Source organism: Listeria monocytogenes ATCC 19117 (genome assembly GCF_000307025.1).
Lineage (GTDB): Bacteria > Bacillota > Bacilli > Lactobacillales > Listeriaceae > Listeria > Listeria monocytogenes_B.
Genome location: NC_018584.1, coordinates 685,578 through 708,261 on the forward strand (window position 1 = coordinate 685,578; position 22,684 = coordinate 708,261).

Sequence of the window (22,684 nt, forward strand, 5' to 3'; positions counted from 1 at the left end):
AACTGTAAATATGGCGGAAACGTCACAATTCTCTCTTTTATATAGGCAGTTTTGTCTGATTGGCTTGTTCCAGAAAGCCATTTTAGCGAGTATGATACTTTTAAGAAAACTATTCAAGTAGAACAAAAAAAGTCTACTATGAGTAATTTCAATAATTAGTAGCAAAAGGAGAATTATCATGCTAAAACACAACTGGCAAAAAGTATTCGTTGTAATGGTTGCGGTTGCGCTTATTTTTCAATTGGTTCCGTGGTCTAATATCTTCGCCGGAGCAGAAGAAAATCAAACAAAAACAACCCAACAAATAGCACAATCAGATGAACAAAAAGGAGCAGATGAAAACAAAACAACCGTAACATCTGACAATAGAGAGACAACTAAAAATCTAGTTAATGGAAAGCAATTACTAAAAGGCTCTGTTGACTGGAATTTTACAAATAAAGTAACTGACGCAAACGGGAATACAAAACAAACTTATGCACCGGGAGACTCACTCAAGTTTTCAATAAGTTTGGCAATCCCATCCTATTCAGAATCAGTATTGGATGAAACTTATACATTTTGGATACAAAAAGACTTCTTTCAAGGAGACAAAGTAACATTTGTTAATCCAGCAATTGATGGATTAACACCGAGACAAAATGTTTTTACAGACGACTCCATGAAAAACTCGATTGGAACAAAAACAATAAATGGTGTCGAGTATATTGGTTACACGCTCAAATTTAACCAAAGCCCAGAAGCCTTGGCAAAATATGAAGATGAGCCGCTTACTAACGCTAAATTTGATATGTTTGCAACAATAAATACGACTATTACAACGAAAGATGACTATAAAGCTATTGTAATTGAAGATGATAAAGACGTAGATATTAGTAATATTGAAGTCCCCGTGACACCACCAACTCCCGATACAGATAATGGTGTACTCACCGCGTCTAAAGCAATCGATTCTGCTTGGCGGTTAGATAAAGACACTGGAAAATATCTTAAAGTCGCTACATCATCTACAAACTATACACCTGAAAAAGATGATCTAGTTTTCTATTATGTGTATGCTACGAACAATTCAGCGGAAAATGCCGTTTTAGAAAAAATGGTAGATGAATTACCAGCTGGTTTTTCCATTATTACGGAAGGCTCACCAGAATGGCAGGCGTTATCAACTGCATCTGGCTCTTCGCTTCAACGCGGCTGGGTAGCTTCAGCAGACCAAACAAACCTTGCCCCTGGCGCAACTAGGTACGAATTACCATTTTCCCCAGCTCAGACAATCTCCAAAAATGGTGGCGGTATTTATAAAACGATCGCAGCAAAAGTAACAGATCCAACGAAAGATTTGACTAATGTTACTAAAAGCCCAACTAAAGGCGGCGAAGGTAAATCTGGTTCTGTAACACCAAGTGGGAAAGATGTTTATGACATGGCAATTACGACAAAAATTAGTTCCACTTACGATAAAAACAATAAATATATTGGTGCTGTTAGTAGCACAACTACGCCCGTTTCTATATCAGAAGGAAGCACAGTTGGCGTAACATATACAGCGATTAATCAAGGGAATTATACAAAAGATGTTGTCGTTTATGCCTATGTACCAGCAGGTTATGAACTAAATAATGATACATCTGATTTCAAAACTACGAATGATAAATGGAAATACGAAACAACCGTACCTAGTGGTGGCGGTGTGTGGAGTGATATCAAAGTTTACTCCATTACACTTTCTGGAGGCATGGCATCAGGTGCAACTGCAACTGCGACCATGTACATGAAAGCTATCGGCATGCCAGATGATGGGACTTATAGCGCAGTAGACTTTTACATGGCTGGAGAAATCGGTTCATTTTCTAACTTTAATGGTGATTCTACTTTAGACGGAGCAATTACCGATGTAGATTCGACGCCAGATATGAATCCAGGAAATGATCTGATTAGCAATGTTGATGGTTCTACTGTAAAACCTATTGATGGCTTCCAAAAAGAAAAACCACATGTTGTAAAAGAAAATGCTAAATCAACAGCGACTTTACAAGATGAAGATGATTTCGATTTTGATTATGTCACATTCATTAAAACACCAGAAGTAATTCCATCAGAAGGAAAAGTGTTTGAAAAAACACGTCTATCAGCAGCTGATGCAGAAAAAACAGCGCGCAATATGATAGGTAGCGACATCATGGGTTCTGCCTTGAAAGACTATACGCCTCTTGCCGACGATGGTAGAATTACTTCACCAAAAACATATATGGTCTATGAAATGAACATTAACCCATCTGGAGTAGAAGACACACTAAATTCTTCGTTCACAGATACACTTCCAAAAGGATTGAAAATGCTTGAATATGATATTGCTGGTTTAAATTCTAGCAATAAACACATTTATGGTTTTACAACGAACAAATTTGAAGGTACACCGAAATTCACAAATGCAGACGGACAAGATGTTATTGTTTATCAAAAAGGCTTATATTCCGAGAAACAAGTTTGTATTGCCAACCCTACTTTAAATGACGTTGGAGTAAGGTATTTCGGAAATAACGCGGATAAAATGGGTGTAACTGGTTCCGTAACAAAAGATGCATGTACACTAACCCTTAATTTTGGACAACCGGCAGCTGACCCGATGTATAGTGAAACAAAAGCAGCTTATAAAGTGTATATGATTGTGGTAATTGATCCAGACGAAATTGACTACAGCAGTATCATGCAAAATAAAGCAACATACACTTACAACGATAAAGTTATTACTTCTTATGAAAATAGCGAAATGTACTGGGATGCTGGTGGCGGTACGGCCTATGCGAAAAAATATGTTTTAGATAATAAAACAAATGCATATTTAAGTGGAAGCCAATATAATGTAGCTACTCCTGATGCAGACGGTAATTTGTCAGTTGGCTATAAAATTCGAGTAAGAAGTGCCTATGAATTTGATAAATCATCTATAAACATTGGAGATATTATTGCTGCAGATAATTTTAAATCTATCTCTAATGTAGAAGTAAATGGTTATGAGGCAAGTCCAAACACGGGCTTCCAAATTGACGGGGAACTTGAAAATCCTGTACCACTTGCTGCGGATAAGTATGCGGTAGAAGCAAAAGCAACTGCAAACACATTAGATATCACAAACCCAGTTGACATTCCACAAATGCAACTATATAACGTTCTTTTCAAAGTAAATTATCAAAAAGTGAAATATGGCGCGAAACTAGTTAACCAAGCAGCAGGGTCAGAAGTTGCAACTGTTGTTCCATTAAACTTAAATCTTCTAAAACAAGATGATATAAGCAAAACAGCATTGACAGGCTATGAATTCAAAGCTTATTATGCAGATGAAAATGGAAAAGCAGATTTAACGAAACCGGTCAAAGATACAAATAGTAATGAAATTGTTATGACAGACTCATCCGGCGCAGCAAATTTCATCCCGACAGGTTATAAAACAACTTCTAAAAATCAAGAATGGAAAGTAGTTCTTGTTGAAACAAAGACACCAACTGGTTATGAATCAAATGAAAATAAAGAGTATCCAGTTACAGTGAAAAGCGATGCGAATGGCAACTTATCCATTCCAGCCACTACAGAAACAAGCCTTGAAATCACCAATAATGATCACGGCGCAACAACAGCTACTATTGACAACCATGCGGATGTGAAAATGATTGATGTGAATGGCGCGAAAACTTGGACTGGTGACAAAGAAGCAGATCGCCCAGATTCCATCGAAGTACAACTTTTGCAAGACGGTGTAGCATACGGTAGCCCAATTACTGTAACAAAAGCAGACGACTGGAAATACGAATTCAAAAATGTTCCAGAAACAAATGCAGATGGAAATAAATACACGTATACAGTTTTAGAAAATACAGTAGCTAACTACACAAGTGCTGTCACTGGTCTTGATATTAACAACACGTTAATCAAACCAGATGTAAAAATGATTAATCTTGACGGACAAAAAACATGGAAAAACGATACAGAAAATGACCGTCCCGCATCCATCGAAATTCAACTGCAACAAAATGGGCAAGATTACGGTTTCCCAGTAACAGTTACAAAAGATAACGATTGGAAATACGAATTTAAAAACCTACCAGAAACAACCAATGATGGAGCGGCTTACAACTACACAATTGTCGAAAAAGCAGTTCCAGGCTATGAAACCAAAGTCGACGGAATGAACGTCATCAACACGAAAATAGATGCACCAAAAACCACTGTCTCTGGTGAAAAAACATGGAAAAACGACACAGCCAAAGACCGTCCAGACTATATCGAAGTACAACTTTTACAAAATGGACAAACTTATGGTAATCCAGTCAAAGTAACGAAAGAGAACGACTGGAAATATAGCTTCAAAGATCTACCTAAAACCGATGCTAACAACAACGCTTATCGTTACTCTGTTACTGAAATAGCAGTTCCAGGCTACAAAACAACCACAGATGGAATGAACTTAACCAATACAAAAGTAACCGATGAGAAAAATGTAACTACAGCGAGCGGCACAAAAACTTGGGTGGGAGACAATGAAAAAACACGTCCCGCATCCATCGAAGTTCAACTTTTACAAAACGGTAAAGCATACGGAACACCAATCAAAGTAACAGCAAAATCGAATTGGAAATACAACTTTACCAACCTTCCAGAGAAAGACAAAACAGGTGAAAAATACAGCTATACTGTATCTGAAAAACAAGTATCTGGCTATAGTGTAAAAGTAAAAGGTATGGACTTAACGAATACAAAAGTAACAAAAACGACACCAAAAGATACACCAAAAAATACACCAAAAGATACACCAAAAGATACACCAAAAGATACACATTCTACCAATAAACCAAGTAAAACGAAAAAATTACCTGGAACTGGTGATACGAATGGTATGTTGCTATTTGCTGGTGGATTAGTACTATTATTCTTAGGTCTACACCTTAGAAGAAAAAGTACCAAATAAAGAAAACAGCCGATCCGAGTAAGCTTGGATCGGTTTTTCTTTTGAATAAAGTTAAAATCGGGTATACAAATAAAAATGAAATAAGGGGGCTTCATGATGAAAGAAGAATTACTGCAAGCAATCGAAGTCGGCGAGCCAGTTTTACTTGTAACAGCAATCGGGTATATTGTAGGAATTGTGGAAACAAAAGGAGAGCTTATTCGCTTAAATGATGTGTATATCAATTGTGTTTCAGCTAGCAGGGTAAATCGTTTCAGCCGAGGCTTAGCTGTGAACGTCAATCAAGTCATCGGTATGCAACTATTAAGTAAGTCGGAGAAAGACGAAATGATTGGCGGCTGGAAGGCATACGTGGCACCTACAGCTGGCTAAGCTATGATATAATATAAACAGCACTTACGGAGGTCTGAACGAATGATATTATTAGTTGTTGATACACAAAAATTAATTATGACGAATAATCTATACAATTTCGATTCACTTGTACCCAATATAGAACAATTAATCGTCACTGCTCGAAAAAATAAAATAGAAATAGTTTATATACGACATGACGACGGACCTAATACAGAACTTACAGAAGGAAAAGAAGGCTTCGAAATTTACGAAAAATTCCAACCAACCACACTCGAAAGAATTTTTGATAAAAGCGTTAATAGCGCTTTTAAAGGAACAGGCTTACTTGCTTATCTCAAAGAAAAAGGAACGAAGAAAATTGTAGTAGCAGGATTGCAAACCGATTTTTGCATTGACGCCACAGTGAAATGTGGTTTTGAACATGGCTTTCACATGATCGTTCCCGCCCATGCCAATTCGACGGAAGATAACCACTTTATGTCAGGGGAGAATAGTTACAAGTACTATAATGAATGGATGTGGCCTGAGCGTTACGCGACCTGTATATCTATGGAAGAAACGATTAATGAAATGGAACATAATTGATAAATTAGAAAGAAATTGTATAAATCTACCACTTCTTTCTTTTTTTGGGAAACAGCAGCATTTAAAAAAATAGTAAGTAATATATAAAACCGATTCAAGAATTCCTTGGATCGGTTTTTCTTTAGCCAAATTGCATAAAAGTCGTCTAGTTGGTAAATCGAGCAACCGTTATAATAAAACAGTGAACTAGTTAACGTTTTAGATTGAATTTTAGAAAAGGAGATAGCTAGACTTGTAGTTTTTGTAAAAAATTATTTCGTATTATGTAAATTGTGGAAGTGCTTACAGGGCGTTAACATGGAATTAGGAGCAAGCCTTCTAAATCATTTTATCGCAACTAGTATAAAGAGGTGATAGAGATGTTAAGTGGCAGAATGGTACTAATCATAAAGTATTTAGAAGGCAAAAGTGAGTCGAGTATTCGGGGTATCAGTAAAAAACTCGAAATATCTGAGCGGAAAGTTAGATATGATATCGACAATATAAATGACGCACTTACGCTTAATCAATTAAAACCAATTTTGAAGGAGGGAAAAGGGAGGTTAGTTATACCAGCTGATTTGGCCAAATTAGCACTGGAGGAAAAAGAAACTTATATTTTTGCTCCGCAGGAAAGAATCAATATTTTACAGTATTTGCTATTTTTCAATGTTAAAAAGGTGAACTTGGAACATTTAAGTAAATGGATGAATGTTTCGCGAACTACGATTAAAAAAGATTTATTGTTAATGGAAGTACAGTTGCAAAAGTTGAATCTTCAATTGGTTTATAAACAAGGCTATAAATTAATCGGCAATGAAAACGCTCTCTTGAATGAACGCGTTCGGATTTTGCGAGATTACATTGATTTTATCCCAAACGAAGATATAGAAACAAACTTTTATAGAAAATGTATGTTAGGTGAGATGAAAGTATCACTTAAAAACATTGATATAAATGGCGTGAACAAGTGGTCTAAGCAACTTTTGAAACAAATGGGTTGGATTTTAAATGATGAATCGTATTATTGGTATTTAGCGAATATTTTAGTCTTTTGCTGGTATATAAAAAATGATGTCACTAATCCACTTAAAGATGCAAAGCTGGTACTTCCAATTTTTAATTCCCAATTAATTCAAGGGATGGAAGTGATATTAGATTACGAGCTTAGTCAGGAGCAGTTAAATATTCTAGTCGGCTTTGTTTTTTTCACGAACAAGTATGCAAGCTTGAATGAAGAAATGGACTTAATTACAACAGAAACGATAGTAAATTCGCTAATCATATCTATGAGTGAAGAACTTAATTTGCCTTTTTTAGAAGATGCGATTTTGTATAAAGGATTACTAAATCATGTAGCTCCACTGATTGAAAGAGTGAGAGGGAATGTGCAAATTTACGAAGATACTTTTGATGTTATTCCAACTGAATTTCTCTATATTTTACAAGCAACAAGCAAGGTGGTTAAAACTATCCCGTTACTTGAGAGCGTCGAAAATGAGAGTGAAATATCTTTGTTGGCGATTCATTTTTTAGCGAGTATTCAGCGTAATCAGCGCGAGGAGAAGGTGCATGTATTACTTGTTTGTGGTCTTGGCTACGGAGCAATTGCAATGATGAAAGATACACTAAATAGCGAGTATCAAATCGCTTTTGTCGCAACCATCCCCGAATATATGTTAAAAGATTTTACTGCTTGGGAAGATGTGGATTTAGTCATTACAACAGCAAAAGTGACAACCCCACTACCAAAACCGACTGTCAAAGTAAGCCCAGTTTTAAAAGAGTGTGATTTAGTGGAGTTAGAAAAGCAAGGCTTAAAAAAGAAGAATATTTTGACTAGTTACTTTGCGATTAATAAGCGGCTTAGTTTCCTTGATGGCACTGTGAAGCAACAAGTTATTAGCGTTATTAAGGAAGAACTGGGTTATGGGCATGTTAGTATTCCGAATCGAAAGTTAGGGTTAAGTGATTTAATTGGAATAGATGCGATTCAGATTATATCAGAGAGTTTAACGTGGCAAGAAGCCATTCAGCGTGCTACAAAGCTACTATCTGATAATCATTTCGTACTTCCAGCTTATGCGGAGAATATCAAACAAATTCAAGAAGAACTAGGCTTTTATTCCGTTAAAGATGAGGAATTTGCTTTGTTTCACGGGAATGACAGCCAGTTAGTTCGGATGAATAGTATGGCTCTTTTGATTAGTGAACAGCCGGTTATATTTGGAGAGAAGCAAGCCAAAGTCATTTTTATTCTCGCCAGTAAAGATAAAAAAGAGCAAATTCCAGCAATTATTACCTTAACTAAAATGACTTATCAAACAGATTTTATTTCTAAATTAGAACAAGCAAAAAATCCGATTGATGCAGATAGAATTATAAAAAAATATGAAGAGGAGGTTAGATAATATGGGTGTGAAAATCGACTTCTTGTCTATTTCAAACATCAATGTAAATACTAAAGAAGAGGCGATTCTACAATTAGTGAATATTTTAGGAAAAGCTGATTATTTGGCAGATAAATCCCTGTTTGAACAGGCTATTTTAGAACGCGAACGAACATTATCCACATACATTGGACACGAAATCGGCTTGCCTCATGCCCAAAGTAGTGGCGTAAAAGAACCCTGCGTCGTTGTTGGGAAATTAAGTAAACCTGTGAAGTGGACTGAAGAGGAAGAATTTGTCCAAATTGTATTTTTAATCGCGGTTCCTAGAGATAACCAAAATAATTTACATTTAAAAGTACTATCCAATCTAGCAAGACTATTAATGCATGAAGATTTTCGAACAAAATTGAGTGAATTAGACGACACGGCAACAGTGGCACTATTAAACAAAAGTGTGAAGGAGGATAACTAAATGAGAACGCTTAAATTTTTGCAAAAACATTTGATGACAGCAACTTCGTATATGATTCCATTTGTCGTAGCTGGGGGGATATTGTTTGCGCTATCCGTTATGTTGAGCGGACAAGCTGCCGTTCCTGATGCGGGCTGGTTAGCAAAACTCAACCAAATTGGTGCAGCAGGCCTGGCTTTATTCATTCCGATTCTTGGTGGCTACATAGCCTTTAGTATGGCAGATAAACCTGGGCTGGCACCTGGGATGATTGGTGCATACTTAGCAAACGAAATTGGTGCAGGATTTATCGGTGGTATTATCGCTGGTTTCTTAGCTGGTTTTGTCGTAATTCAATTAAAGAAAATTAAATTAGCACCTTCGATGAGAACGTTAGGATCCATTTTCATTTATCCATTACTTGGGACTTTGATTACGGGTGGAATTATCGTTTTCCTCATCGGAGAGCCAATCTCAGGTTTTATGGATTGGATGACAAATGCGCTAAATAGCTTATCAGGGGCAGCAAAAGTTCCGCTAGGTGCACTTCTTGGTGCGATGATTTCCTTTGATATGGGTGGACCTGTAAATAAAGTAGCAGCAACGTTTGCACAAACCCAAGTAGATACACTCCCATATTTAATGGGCGGAGTTGGTGTAGCGATTTGTGTACCGCCAATTGGTTTAGGCGTAGCAACACTTCTATTTCCAAAGAAATTTACTCGCGTAGAAAAAGATTCGGGAATTGCAGCACTTTTAATGGGAAGCGTTGGTATAACAGAAGGAGCAATTCCTTTTGCAACAGCAGATCCATTACGGGTCATTCCATCGATTATGGTTGGTTCGATTGTAGGGAACGTTTCGGCTTTCTTATTTGGTTGTTTAAATCACGCGCCTTGGGGTGGTTTGATCGTTTTACCTGTAGTTGATAACCGGATTGGTTATATTGCTTCCATTGCGCTTGGGGCAGTTGTGACGGCAATTATGCTCCGAATTTTGAAGAAAGATGCTACAGAGCTTGACGAGGCACTGGAGGAAGGGCAAGACATAGATGACTTAGATATTAATTTTGAAGACATTTAGAAAGGATGATAACAATGAAAATAGTAGCAGTAACTTCATGTCCAAGCGGTGTGGCACATACGTATATGTCAGCAGAATCACTCGAACTCTCCGCAAAAAAAATGGGCGTCACTATTAAAGTAGAAACACAAGGCTCCTCTGGCATCGAAAATAAATTAACTGCAAAAGAAATCGAGGAAGCAGATTGTGTCATTATCACAAATGATGTCGAAATAAGAGAAAGCCAACGATTCAAAGGGAAAAAAGTGGTCAAAATGAGCGTTTCAGAAATTATAAAAAAATCGGACGCGCTAATTAAAAAGTTACAAACCATGTTCGAATGAAATCAGATTTTAGGAGGAAAAATTAATTGAAATTACCAATAAAAAAAGCAGTAGAAGCACTTTTGAAATTACAAACAACAGGAGATAGCGCTACACTTATCGGCGTTGGACCAATGTCTCGCAATCTTTTACAAGCAAGTTTTGAATTAGCGAAAGAAGATGATTACCCGCTTATGTTCATTGCAAGTCGTAATCAAGTAGATGCGGATGAACTTGGTGGTGGATATGTTAATGGCTGGAACCAATTTAGTTTTATTGAAGCAATTAAAGAAGTGGCTAAAGAAGTGGACTTTGATGGGCTATATTATGTATGCCGTGATCACGGAGGCCCTTGGCAACGGGATCAAGAGAGAAATGATCACTTACCAACAGAAAAGGCGATGGCGTTAGGAAAAAAATCTTATATAGCGGATATTGAAGCTGGCTTTGACTTATTAATGATTGACCCGACCAAAGACCCTTTTGAAGTGGGAAAAGTTATTCCACTGGAAACTGTACTGGAAAGAACGGTTGATTTAATTGCATTTTGTGAGGAAGAACGAAAAAAACGTGGGCTACCAGAAATCGGTTATGAAGTTGGAACGGAAGAAACAAACGGTGGGCTAACTTCAACAGAAACGTATGAAAAGTTCATTACTCAATTAAAAGTGGAATTGGAAAAACGAAATTTACCATTACCGACTTTCATCGTTGGGCAAACGGGAACATTAACTCGTAAAACCGAGCAAGTAGGTCACTTTAATTTCAAAAACGCCTATGACTTAGCTCAGATGGCAAAAAAATATGGTGTCGGTTTGAAAGAGCATAATGGCGATTATCTGGATGACGTTACGCTTTTAGAACATATTCCATCAGAAATAACAGCGACCAATGTAGCCCCGCAATACGGAACAGAAGAGACTCGCGCGTATTTGAAATTAGTTGAGTTAGAGCAAAAATTAGTAGAGAATGGCTTAATCAAAACTCCTTCTAACGCACGAGAAGTTTTACTCATTCAATCGATTAAAAGTGAACGCTGGCGCAAATGGATGTTAGATGGACAAAAAGATATTACTATCAATGAAATCATGCAAGATGATGATTTATCACTTGAAATCCTAGATATCGCAGGTCATTACACATTCAATGATGCAATGGTTAAGAAAGAAATCCACACATTATATGCTAATTTAGCTGCGAATAATATTGATGGAAAACGCTTTGTAATTGATCATATTAAACGTCCCATCCGCAACTACTCCGAATGTTACAATTTAAAAGGAGCCACAACCCGAATTAAACAATTAGCTAAATGATGTAGAGAGTCTAAGCACTTTGCTTAGGCTCTTCCTACTTTTTTGATTTAATGGTAGAGTAAAAGGAGTGAATTTTGCAGGAGGAAATGATGATTAATTTAATTTTTGATATTGATGACACAGTTTATGACCAATTAAAACCATTTGAAAACGCATTTAAAACTGTTTTTGGAAAAGCGGACCACCTGAAAATCGAAAATTTATATATTAAAAGTCGATTTTATAGTGATGAAGTGTATCACCGCGTTGTCCAAGGCGAAATGCCGAAAGCAGCAATGCACGTTTACCGGATTACGCAGGCGCTAAATGATTTTGATTATCAAATTACTAAAAAAGAAGCAGAAGCCTTTCAACACGCCTACGAACAAAACCAACGCAAAATCGAACTTACGTCAGGGATTAAAGAAATTCTCACATGGGCGAAAAAGAACGAAATCACGATGGGAATCATTACAAACGGACCAAAAGAACATCAACAACATAAAATAAATGATTTACAAATCAATGATTGGATTCCAACCGAGCACACGTTCATTTCTGGTAAAGTCGGTATCGAAAAACCAGACAAGAAAATATTTAAGCTAGTAGAAGAACAAATCGGTATTAAGGGTGCCGAAACCTATTATATTGGCGATTCTTTCGAAAATGATGTTATCGGTTCAAAAAGTGCTGGTTGGAAATCAATTTGGTTGAATAGACGAGGACATTTGATACCAACAGAGGCAGCATTTCAGCCAGATTATTGTGTTGAAAATGAGCAACAATTATTCGCAATTTTACAGGAGATATTTTAAGACCTTTTTCCATTTTTGGAAAAGGTTTTTTAGTTATGAATTGACACTTCTGATTATAAGAGATATTATAGAGTGGTTAAGTCTTTAATTAAGAAGGTGAAAATATGAAATTTTCCAAAGCAACCAATTATGCACTACATACGATGGTTTATTTAGCTAATTTGTCACCAGAAAAGTCTGTCGGTGTGAAAGAACTTGCAACCAAGCAAAATGTGTCGCCAACTTATCTATCTAAAGTGTTGACGATGCTAGTGAAAGCTGGCTTTATTGAGTCAGTAACAGGCGTCAATGGTGGGTATAAGTTAGCGGAACCAGCAAGTAGTATTAGTTTTCTTGATGTCATTCAAGCGATTGAAGGGAAGGGCGCCTTTTTCCATTGTGACCCTAAAAACCACAGCGAAAGCCAGCCGCACTGCTTGATTGGCGAAGTGATGAATAAGGCGGAGCAACAAATGGAAGATTATTTAAGCAAACAAACAGTAGGTAGTATTGTCGTAGAAATTGAAAAACATCAACATTAAAGGAGTGCTAAAATGAAACATCATCATAATCATCACGGGGAAGCTGGTTTTAAGCGGAAAGTAGATTATTTGGATCGACCAGAGCGGAGTGAAGTGCTGTCGCCAGAGGATTTTTTGCAGGCAATGCCAATCGGAAAAACAGCAAGTATTTTAGATTTAGGAGCGGGAACAGGATTTTTAACAATTCCAGCTGCAAAATTCGTTGATAATACAGTTTTTGCATTAGATTTAGATGCGAAAATGTTGGAATTAATTGAGTCGAAAGCGAAGGAAGCAGGTTTGGCTAATGTAGAAACGTTAGAAGCCAGCATGGATGATATTCCACTTGAGGCAAATTCCGTGGATGTTGTGCTCGCATCGCTCGTGTTACATGAAGCAGATTCGCTCGCAGATGTTTTGCGCGAAGTGAGTAGAGTTGTGAAGACTGGCGGCTACTTTGCTAGTTTGGAATTTGACACGAAAGGGACTGATTTGAAAGGCCCACCAATGGAAATTCAGATTTCTGCGGAGAAATTGAAGGAAGAACTTGCGGGATTTGGGTTTGAAGTGGTGAAAAATTGGCAGTTGGATGAGGGAATGTATGTGAGTATTGCGGAGAAGAAGTAACAGCAAAAAGGTTCACGTCTAAAAATAGCAATCAAAGCTATTTTTAAGCGTGAACCTTTTTATTTCTACGGAGAAACGGGGATTCGAACCCCGGCGCGGCATACACCGCCTAACAGATTTCGAGTCTGTCCCCTTCAGCCGGACTTGGGTATTTCTCCATGTTGATATCCAATGTTTCGAGGATGTTTGAATGTTTTTGACTATAAAATCAATTTCAACAGATTTTATTTTAGCATAAAATTAGGAAAAAGAGAAGCAGTGGAATCTTTCTTTTCTTGCGTGACATGAGTATAAAAATTAGAGTATGAGATTATTATTACAAGCATATTTATTAAGAATCAATAATTTTTAGGTTTAATGAATAATTATACTGTTTTATTCACTTGGATTTTATGGAATATGATAAAAAATTAAATAAATAAGGATTTTTACATAAAAAACAACTTATGCATCAGTTAAATATGTATTTTTTATGACACTTAGGTAGCAGGCTGCATAAATAATGAATAACAAGCTAAAGTGTGGCTTTTTTTGCAAAAAAAATCACAAAGTTACACAATATGTGTAAGAATAAGTATCAATAACCCTCACTTTTGGTCGTTCACGACAAGAATCGGGCATTTCATTACATTTTTGGTTATACATTGGCTTTTCATGATACATTACATGTGTAAGACATATAAAGGAGATGGTACATAAATGGAAATGAAAAAACTTATTAAATGCACTGCACCAATCTTTATTGCTACGCTCATTATTTTGCCTGTTTCTCCGTCTATTTCAGCATTGGCGAATGAGACCTCAGAGATTAGCGAAGGGATTAATGCAACAGAAAAAACAATTGAAACAGAAGAGCTTGTCGTAGAAGAAATTAGTAATGATGAATATCAAGTACTGGATAAAGAGACAAATGAAACAACTTCAATTGAATTTTCAAAAAATCATATGCAATCTACTATTACAAATCCAGATGGCACTATAGACACAATGATTAAAAAGGATAACTTAATTTACCTAAATGGTGAAGTTATAGGTGAAGAGGTAAAAGAAGAATCGAGACAATTATTAAAAGCCTCTGCTTATAAATATGTTACGACGTTTAAAACAAAAATGTCACTAAAGAAAACAAGTGCATCTATTGCAGTGTCATTAGCTGGTTTGCTTGGAGGACCCGTTGGAGTATTTAGTACAGTAGCAGGTATGCTACTAACATTGAAATCTTATGCCCCGAGTAAAGAGGTTTATATAAAAATTAAACAATATTATAATAGTTACTCAAGGGAAATAAAAAATGATTATTCTATTTATAAAAAATCTAACTATACTGGACTGCTTAAGACATTTACACATAAATATCGTCCGTACGGTTGAAAATTGATATAGTATTGGAGGCTTAGGTTATGAAAAAAGTGAAAATGGAAAAGTGGCTCATTGGTGTATATGCCCTTGTAGTATTAATGTGTATTATTATTTACTTTGCAACAGAAAGTATAATCTTATTGTTACTAGGGTTCATAGCTCTTCTTGGAACAGGATTCCAAACTTTAAGATACCGAAATGCAAAGAAATCAATCAAAGCTAAATAAACAAAATGTAGGTTGGGATAAAATTATCCTGCCTACTTTTTATTTATGTGTAGAATTCTTTTAATCATTCCCACTTGGTTTTGAGTGCGTTTGTTCGTAAGATGTTATTAAGAGATGACAAACATGTATAATATAATTGATTACATTATAGAACATTCTATATCTTTTAGCAGATGTACTTAAACGTAATTGGTCAATAGAAACATTATACTTAAAGAACAATCATCATATGCAATACAAGTATGTAGTTCCTGTTAATTTAGATCACGAAAGAAACATAGGTTAATTAAAGTGATTTGACGAACGATTAATTGATATTAATATAGAAGATATTGTTGTTTGTAAGGTTGTGACATGAGAGTATATAGCTTTAACGATTCAAAGGCTTGTAAAAATTTATAGAAACCGACAAAAGAACAACTTTTCGTCCCCTTCAGCCGGACTTGGGTATTTCCCCACTATGACATAGAATGCTGACAAGAAGTATTGTATAATTGTAATAACGAAAATATCAGCGTTTTTATAAAAGGAGCGGTCTGGATGGAAAGAAAATTGATTCAGGAAATTAATTTACTAGAAAATAAAAAATTGGTTATGAATTTGAATATTGTTGCGATTGCTATTGTACTCATATTAACTGTTTTAGGAATTGTTTTTTCAGGTGGTTTTGCAATTACGAATGGTTTTATGGGGATTATTTGGATGTTTGGTGGTTATGCAGTAGCAATTGTTATTCACGAAGCCGTACACGGGATTTTCTTTAAAGCATTTCGTCCAGAAGCAAAAGTGAAATTTGGTTTTAAAAATGGGATGGCTTATGCTGGAAGCCCCGGAGCATTTTATACGAAAGCACAATTCTTTATTATTTCGATTGCGCCATTTATCGTTCTTACGGGTTTGTTCATTTTTCTGCGATTTCTTGGGGTGAATGAAGCGGTTCTTTATTTGATTTTTGCATTACATACATCTGGTTGTGTCGGGGATTTTTACTATTGCATTCTTTTGATTAATCAACCGGCTGGAATCGTTGTAGAGGACACGGATAAGGGAATTAGTTTTTATTCAGAAGGTTAAGCTTGGTAACGATTACAACAAAGTGTTAGAATAAGGATATACTTTTAGAAAGAGGTGCTTAGTTTGAAACGAATAACAATTGGAAATAGCGCTTTAACAGCTTCAGAAATTTCGCTAGGATGTATGAGAATGGCGGATCTTAGTAAAGAGGATGCCAACAAAGTGATTAATACAGCACTTGAAAATGGCATTGATTTTTTTGACCACGCGGATATTTATGGCGGCGGTAAATCAGAGGAAGTTTTTGCTGATGCAATTGATATGAATGCAACTATTCGTGAAAAAATGATTCTTCAATCAAAATGCGGAATTCGTCAAGGATTCTTTGATTTTTCAAAAGAGCACATTATTGCTTCTGTGGAAGGTAGCTTAAAACGCCTGAAAACAGACTATTTAGATACACTTTTACTTCACCGTCCGGATACACTTTTCGAACCAGAAGAAGTAGCGGCAGCTTTCACAGAATTAGAGAAAAGTGGAAAAGTGCGTCATTTCGGCGTAAGTAATCAAAATCCAGGTCAAATTGAACTACTGAAAAAATATGTAGACCAAGAATTAATCGCCAACCAACTGCAATTTAGCATTATGCATACGGGTATGATTGATACTGGTTTTAATGTGAATATGACGATTGATCCTTCACTTGATCGTGACGGCGGTATTTTGGAATATAGTCGCTTAAACAACATGACAATCCAAGCATGGTCCCCGTTCCAATATGGTTTCTTTGAAGGAGTTTTCTTGGATAACGATAAATTCCCTGAATTGAACAAAGTAATCGACAAAATTGCTGCTGACAAAGGTGTAACTAACTCAGCTATAGCGGTTGCGTGGATTCAGCGCCACCCAGCGAGCTTCCAAACAGTGGTTGGTACAATGAATCCGGGAAGAATTGCTGATATTGCAAAAGCTTCTGACGTAACACTTAGTCGCGAAGAATGGTATGAAATTTACCGTGCGGCTGGCAACCAATTACCTTAATGAGATCAGACACTTGGGCATTATGCTCAAGTGTTTTTTTATGTATTGGAGTGATAGTGAAATTCATTCTCAATTAGAATATAATTTTATCAATTAGTTTGATATGTCATTAGGAAAGTGCTATAATAACAAGTGAGTTAAGGACGCATATTTTTATATTTATTTATAATAATTATTGTTTAATCTGTTTTTCGCGGTTGCGAAAGCAGATTTTTGTGTTTTTTAGGGTAATGGGAATCATTATCATTTGGAGAGGATGAGCATAATGAAGGAATGGATGAAGCAGAATTGGCAATTTATTACGACGGGTATTAGCGGGATTTTGATTGTGATAGGTTGTTTGGTCGGCAGTGATGTTGGCGACTTTTGGACAGCGGTTATTTTCCTAAGTGCCTTTGTTATCGGTGGTTTTGAGCAAGCTAAAGAAGGCATTCAAGCGACTATCAAAACGAAAAAGTTGAATGTGGAGCTCTTAATGATTTTAGCGGCTACCGGTGCATCTATTATTGGTTATTGGTTTGAAGGGGCCATACTTATTTTTATTTTCTCGGTTAGTGGCGCTTTAGAAACGTATACGACCAATAAAAGTAAGCGCGAAATCACGAAATTAATGGCATTTCAACCAGAACGCGCCTTTCGTTTGCTTCCTAATGGAGATTTAGAGGAAGTGGCTGCAAAGGAGTTACAACTGGATGATATGGTATTCGTTCGGCCAGGAGAAAGTGTTCCAATCGATGGAGTCATTGTTCGAGGGTCAACCACGTTAAATGAAGCAGCCATTAATGGGGAATCAGTGCCAGCGACGAAAACAGTTGGTGCGGATGTGTTTGGCGGGACGGTCAATGTAAGCAGCGCCATCACGGTCAAAGTAACGCAAACATTTGATAATACGATTTTTAGTAAGATTATTCGTTTAGTAGAATCGGCTCAAAGTGAACCTTCGAAAACCGCTCGCTTTATTGAACGATTTGAGGATGCGTATGTAAAAGCAGTTCTATTATTTGTGTTAGTAATGATGTTCTTGCCTCATTTTGCTTTAGGGTGGTCTTGGAATGAAACATTTTATCGTGCGATGGTTTTGCTAACGGTTGCTTCCCCTTGTGCGCTAGTGGCTTCGGTAACGCCTGCGACTTTAGCGGCAATTTCGAACGGTGCACGTCACGGGATTTTGTTTAAAGGCGGCGTACACTTGGAAAATTTGCGCGGTGTAAAAGCTGTTGCATTTGATAAAACTGGGACGCTGACAAATGGTACACCAGAACTGACAGATCGGTTATTTGCTGAAAATGTCGATAAGCAACAAGTAATCAATGTAGTTGGAGCGATGGAGCGACAATCTTTACATCCGTTAGCTGCGGCAATAACGCAAGACCTAGAGGCAGAAATCACCGAAAAGTTAACAGAAATTGAAGTGACGGATGTAGCTGGATGGGGAGTTCAAGCGATTTATCAAGAGGAAAATTGGCAAGTTGGGAAAGCTGGGTTTGTTGGGGAAGAAGCAGCGGCAGCATTTTCAAATGGTGCATTTGAGCGACTTGCGGGTGAAGGGAAAACGATTGTTTATGTAGCTAAAGACGGCGTGATTCAGGCTATGTTTGCCCTTAAAGATACATGCCGGCCTGAAGCCATTCGTACGATTAAGGCACTTCAAGCAAAAGGGATTAAAACCATAATGGTGACGGGAGATAACGAACAAACAGGTGCAGCGATTCAAGCCGAACTCGGAATGGACTATGTTGTTTCCGGTTGTTTACCTGAGAAAAAAGTGGATGTGTTAAAAGAATTGTCGGTTACTTATGGCAGTGTGGCAATGGTTGGTGATGGAATTAATGATGCTCCGGCTCTTGCACATGCGGCTGTTGGAATTGCAATGGGCGAGGGGACGGACATTGCGATGGAAACAGCGGATGTTGTTTTAATGAAAAATGATTTGGAGAAAATCCCATATGCTTACAACCTTTCTGAACGGCTTCACTGGATTACTTGGCAAAATATTTGTTTTGCGATTGCGGTGATTCTTGCTTTGATAACAGCGAATGTTTTCCAACTAATCAATTTGCCATTTGGCGTTGTGGGACATGAGGGAAGTACTATTTTAGTTATTCTAAATGGGCTTAGGCTCCTTCGATCTAATCGAAAAAAGTGATAAATTTGACTGCTTGTCTATTCCTAGTCTAAGATGGATGAGCAGTTTCTTTTTGCGAAAAAAGGGGTATTACATGATAGATTGGAGATGAGTGCATGAAAAAGATCAATTGGACACAATGGATAGCATTATTTGTTTTTGCGTCAATGGGGATTTCTGTTGTTTTTACTATTTACGAAATTTTTACAGCACCGATCAAGCAGCCAGCAACTGGGCCGCATGTGACGTTACGAGGGGACTATATATTTTTACTATTTGAAATTATATTAGGAATTTTTATTTTGTTGCTACCTTCGATTATTGCACGACGCTTCAAATTTGAAATACCTGGTCTTGTGTATATTTTGTTTATTGTATTTCTATACGGATCCATTTATCTTGGTACAGTTCAAAAATTCTATTCAACCGTGCCACATTGGGATAAAATTTTACATACTTTTAGTGGGGCGATGCTTGGAGCAATTGGCTTTTCGTTCGTTAGTTTGCTAAATGCTAATAACAAAGTTGTCATGAAACTTAAACCGGGTTTTATCGCTGTATTCGCGTTTTGTTTCGCGGTGACAATGGGGGCTTTCTGGGAAGTGTATGAGTATACTTTTGATGGAATTATGAACTTAAATATGCAACGTTATAATCTATCTAATGGAACACCGCTCACTGGCCGCGCTGCACTGGAAGATACGATGACAGATATTATTGTCGATATTATTGGCGCACTATTTATCGTCATCGTCGGCTATTTTGCACTGAAAAAAGGGCGACCATGGATGGAACGCTTTGAATTCAAGCGGAAAAATTGGAAGAAAGAACCGAAGAAAAAATAGCGGTAAAAAACACCTCGGCACGTGGAGGTGTTTTTTGTTGTACAAAATCGCCAACAACTTTGGGTCTCAGAAACAATTGACTGGCTCGTGGAACTTTTCTACACTTAAAATGAGAAGAAAACTTTGAAGGAGTGAGGAAATGTTTTTAGATACGGGGAATTTAGAGGAAATAAAGAAAGCGCTTCAATTTCCGTTTTTTGAAGGTGTAACCACTAATCCGACTATTTTATTAAAGGAGAATAAGCCGAGAAACACGCATATAGCGAATATTCCAGCCAAAGTTGTGTTTGTGCAAGCGGCTGGGTTAACGGAAGAGGAAATCTGGGAAGATGTCCTTCGAATTCAAGCAATTGAGCCGGCAGAAGGTACGGTAATCGGCTTGAAAATCCCAGCCCACGAAGCCGGGATAAAAGTAATCGCAAAAGTTCGCGCTAATTTTCCAAATGAAATTATTTTAGCAACAGCAATTTTCTCATCGGAACAAGGTTATATTGCAGCGCTCTCTGGGGCAGATTATTTAGCGCCATATTATAATCGCATGGAAGTAAGCGGACTAGACGCAGCGAAAACAATAGAAGAACTACGATACGTGTTAGATTTACAAGGACTTGAAGATGTGAAAATTATGGGAGCAAGCTTTAAAAATAGTCGTCAAATTATGCAAGCACTAGCTAGTGGAGCTGATACGGTTACCATCGGCTATGATTTGTTTTTACAAATGATGAACAAACCTCTAGCGCTTGAAAGTATTGAAAAATTTAATGAACATCAAGCCGCTTTACCAAAATAAGCGAAAAAAGAAGTATCCAGATTTGCTGGATACTTCTTTTGTTTATTTATCTTCGTCTCGTAATGGTAAATTGTTTACATAGCTATCAGAATACTGTAAGAGTTTTCGGCTAGCGTCAAAGCGTTTCTTTACATCACTCGAAAGTTCTTTGTTTGTTCCATCATAATTCGTTGCTGCGCCAGTTTCGAAACTTTCATCTGGTTGGTACATGTAAGAATTGGTGAAATAACTTCCTTCTGGCATTGTGTAGCGTTCAGGTACGTAATTATTTGATGAATTGAGGATATCGGTTCCAAACATAATTTGGTCACCAGTTTTAATACCAAGTAAATTCATGACAGTTGGCATAATATCAATTTCGCCACCAACATTTTTAATTTCACCAGGGTTTTCCATGCCAGGATAATGTAAGAAGAACGGAATACGGTAATCATCGGCTGGATCCGCTTTTAACTCAGTAGAACGATTGACGTATTTTTTTTGTTCCTCAGGTAGTTGGTCGGTTTTGATAATGTGATGATCGCCGTAGAAAACGACAACAGAATCATCCCAAATGCCGCTATCTTTTAATTTTTGAATGAATTCACCAAGTTGTTTATCCGCATAATGAACCGCTTCGAAATAGTTACCAAGTTCTGTATCTTTTAAATCGCTCGGTAAGTCGATTTCTTGCTTATCTTTTGGAATATCAAATGGCATATGACTACTTACACTAATTAATTGCGCATAGAATTTTTGGTTGTTTTTGTACTGCTCTTCTAGAATCGGAAAGGCTTTGTTATAAAGCACTTCATCACTAGGAGAAAAGCCAATAACGTCCTCATCGCCAAAGAATTTACGATCATAAAACTTATCAAATCCTACAGCAGGATAAAATTCATCGCGATTGTAAAAACTAGCATCATTTGTATGGAAGGTCGCTGTTTTATAATCATTTTTGCCAAGTAAACGAGGCATAGACGGGATTACCCGGTCGCCGTAAGTTTGTGTGTTCGTGTAATATCCACTTGGGAAAGTCGATGTATAAACGGACCATTCTGCATCAGCCGTATTTGACTTAGAGACAGTTTGGAAAAATTGGTTGGAATACATGGTTTCGTTTTGTAAGCTATCTAATGTAGGCGTAATCGACTGACCGTTAATTTTGACGTCCGTTAAATTACGCTGGAATGACTCGAGTTGAACGATAATAAGATTTTTTCCTTTAGCAGCACCGAAGTAATCGGGATTTGACTTAACCGACACACCTTTAATGTCATTCACGTTTTTTGCAGTAATATCTGCGGCTTTAACATGATCTGCACCAGTAAGCGCGGTACTGATATTAAATGTGAAAATTCCCATTCGTTTTGCGCGCTTGGAGTCACTGATAATATTTTGTTGCATCATAAAATAAGTAAAACCACTTAAAACGAGTAGCGTACTAATAAATGATACGCCATAAACACGGCTAGTTATGCGGAATGAAGGGAACTCGTGTCCTTTTTTGATATGGAAATAAAGGATAAATGGGAGTAAAACGATATCTAGGATGTACAACCAGTCTGTTCCGCTTAGCAGGCTTGTAGCACTGTTTTTAACTACGCCAACCTCGCCGATAAGAGAGAAGCTGTGATATGTTGGAACTTCATTATAAAACCGGGCGTAAAGTACACACACGAGCATTAAAATCCCAATAAATAAAGACATTCCCGCATACCAATAAATGTGCGAGCGAACCGGTGCAAATAAATGAATTAGTCCAAGAAGTAAGACGATAAACAGCAGGTCCATTCCAAGTGCCAAGAAGTTAGGATCTTTAAAAATCTGGAAATAGGCGAAAGTGAACTTACCAATAATTAATAAAAAATAAAATAAAATCAACTGAATTCCTCTTTCTAGCATGCTTTGTGCCAAACACGCACAAATCCATTCCTTCTAATTTTAGCTTAAA

The 22,684-nt window shown here is 37.0% G+C and carries 19 protein-coding genes, 1 tRNA gene and 1 pseudogene; 19 read left to right on the forward strand and 2 right to left on the reverse strand.

Features of this window, described 5'->3' with window-relative positions; genetic code table 11:
• Positions 1–178: 178 nt before the first annotated feature.
• The 11 genes from LMOATCC19117_RS03345 to LMOATCC19117_RS03395 all read left to right on the forward strand — a co-directional run bounded on the left by LMOATCC19117_RS03345 (position 179) and on the right by LMOATCC19117_RS03395 (position 13,350).
• Entirely contained in the window at positions 179–4,963 is a 4,785-nt protein-coding gene (locus LMOATCC19117_RS03345) for a Cna B-type domain-containing protein (protein WP_014929036.1), read from the forward strand.
• A 96-nt stretch (positions 4,964–5,059) separates the two neighbouring features.
• Complete coding sequence (locus LMOATCC19117_RS03350) at positions 5,060–5,335, forward strand: hypothetical protein (protein ID WP_003724373.1); 276 nt, start codon at positions 5,060–5,062, stop codon at positions 5,333–5,335.
• Positions 5,336–5,377: 42 nt separating this feature from the next.
• A complete protein-coding gene (locus tag LMOATCC19117_RS03355) occupies positions 5,378–5,905 on the forward strand; it encodes a cysteine hydrolase family protein (RefSeq protein WP_003734455.1) in 528 nt (175 codons plus the stop codon).
• Between the two features lie 359 nt (positions 5,906–6,264).
• A complete protein-coding gene (locus tag LMOATCC19117_RS03360) occupies positions 6,265–8,295 on the forward strand; it encodes a BglG family transcription antiterminator (RefSeq protein WP_003734454.1) in 2,031 nt (676 codons plus the stop codon).
• A gap of 1 nt (position 8,296) precedes the next feature.
• A complete protein-coding gene (locus LMOATCC19117_RS03365) occupies positions 8,297–8,749 on the forward strand; it encodes a PTS sugar transporter subunit IIA (protein ID WP_003741691.1) in 453 nt (150 codons plus the stop codon).
• A complete protein-coding gene (locus LMOATCC19117_RS03370) occupies positions 8,750–9,811 on the forward strand; it encodes a PTS fructose transporter subunit EIIC (protein ID WP_003722829.1) in 1,062 nt (353 codons plus the stop codon).
• A 14-nt stretch (positions 9,812–9,825) separates the two neighbouring features.
• The gene (locus LMOATCC19117_RS03375) at positions 9,826–10,134 is read left to right on the forward strand and encodes a PTS fructose-like transporter subunit IIB (protein ID WP_003722830.1); all 309 of its coding nucleotides are present in this window, start codon (positions 9,826–9,828) and stop codon (positions 10,132–10,134) included.
• A gap of 26 nt (positions 10,135–10,160) precedes the next feature.
• Positions 10,161–11,429, forward strand: coding sequence for a class II D-tagatose-bisphosphate aldolase non-catalytic subunit (locus tag LMOATCC19117_RS03380; RefSeq protein ID WP_003727239.1), 1,269 nt, complete (start codon positions 10,161–10,163; stop codon positions 11,427–11,429).
• Between the two features lie 89 nt (positions 11,430–11,518).
• A complete protein-coding gene (locus LMOATCC19117_RS03385) occupies positions 11,519–12,223 on the forward strand; it encodes an HAD family hydrolase (RefSeq protein ID WP_003724375.1) in 705 nt (234 codons plus the stop codon).
• 104 nt (positions 12,224–12,327) lie between these two features.
• Complete coding sequence (locus tag LMOATCC19117_RS03390) at positions 12,328–12,744, forward strand: Rrf2 family transcriptional regulator (protein WP_003724376.1); 417 nt, start codon at positions 12,328–12,330, stop codon at positions 12,742–12,744.
• Positions 12,745–12,756: 12 nt separating this feature from the next.
• A complete protein-coding gene (locus LMOATCC19117_RS03395) occupies positions 12,757–13,350 on the forward strand; it encodes a class I SAM-dependent methyltransferase (protein ID WP_003724377.1) in 594 nt (197 codons plus the stop codon).
• A gap of 68 nt (positions 13,351–13,418) precedes the next feature.
• Here LMOATCC19117_RS03395 and LMOATCC19117_RS03400 read toward each other — a convergent pair.
• Positions 13,419–13,508 (reverse strand) — tRNA-Ser (locus LMOATCC19117_RS03400).
• 541 nt (positions 13,509–14,049) lie between these two features.
• Between LMOATCC19117_RS03400 and LMOATCC19117_RS03405 the strand changes: the two genes are divergently transcribed.
• From LMOATCC19117_RS03405 to LMOATCC19117_RS03440, 8 genes and pseudogenes are all read left to right on the forward strand, one after another.
• Positions 14,050–14,721 carry a hypothetical protein gene (locus tag LMOATCC19117_RS03405; RefSeq protein ID WP_003724378.1) on the forward strand — a complete coding sequence of 224 codons (672 nt, stop codon included), beginning with the start codon at positions 14,050–14,052 and terminating at the stop codon, positions 14,719–14,721.
• 29 nt (positions 14,722–14,750) lie between these two features.
• Entirely contained in the window at positions 14,751–14,936 is a 186-nt protein-coding gene (locus LMOATCC19117_RS03410; RefSeq protein ID WP_003724379.1) for a hypothetical protein, read from the forward strand.
• Between the two features lie 123 nt (positions 14,937–15,059).
• A pseudogene (locus LMOATCC19117_RS15045) lies at positions 15,060–15,294 on the forward strand (hypothetical protein).
• A gap of 182 nt (positions 15,295–15,476) precedes the next feature.
• Positions 15,477–16,010, forward strand: coding sequence for a DUF3267 domain-containing protein (locus LMOATCC19117_RS03420; RefSeq protein ID WP_003734452.1), 534 nt, complete (start codon positions 15,477–15,479; stop codon positions 16,008–16,010).
• A gap of 63 nt (positions 16,011–16,073) precedes the next feature.
• Positions 16,074–16,991 carry an aldo/keto reductase gene (locus tag LMOATCC19117_RS03425; protein ID WP_003729364.1) on the forward strand — a complete coding sequence of 306 codons (918 nt, stop codon included), beginning with the start codon at positions 16,074–16,076 and terminating at the stop codon, positions 16,989–16,991.
• Between the two features lie 265 nt (positions 16,992–17,256).
• Positions 17,257–19,137 (forward strand): heavy metal translocating P-type ATPase, encoded by a 1,881-nt coding sequence (locus LMOATCC19117_RS03430; RefSeq protein WP_003734451.1) that lies wholly within the window; start codon positions 17,257–17,259, stop codon positions 19,135–19,137.
• A gap of 95 nt (positions 19,138–19,232) precedes the next feature.
• The gene (locus LMOATCC19117_RS03435) at positions 19,233–19,961 is read left to right on the forward strand and encodes a hypothetical protein (protein ID WP_003724383.1); all 729 of its coding nucleotides are present in this window, start codon (positions 19,233–19,235) and stop codon (positions 19,959–19,961) included.
• A 139-nt stretch (positions 19,962–20,100) separates the two neighbouring features.
• Positions 20,101–20,751, forward strand: coding sequence for a transaldolase family protein (locus tag LMOATCC19117_RS03440; RefSeq protein ID WP_003724384.1), 651 nt, complete (start codon positions 20,101–20,103; stop codon positions 20,749–20,751).
• Positions 20,752–20,793: 42 nt separating this feature from the next.
• Here the strand turns inward: LMOATCC19117_RS03440 and ltaP are convergent, their stop codons facing one another.
• Complete coding sequence (ltaP, locus tag LMOATCC19117_RS03445; protein WP_072219538.1) at positions 20,794–22,614, reverse strand: lipoteichoic acid primase LtaP; 1,821 nt, start codon at positions 22,612–22,614, stop codon at positions 20,794–20,796.
• Positions 22,615–22,684: the final 70 nt, after the last annotated feature.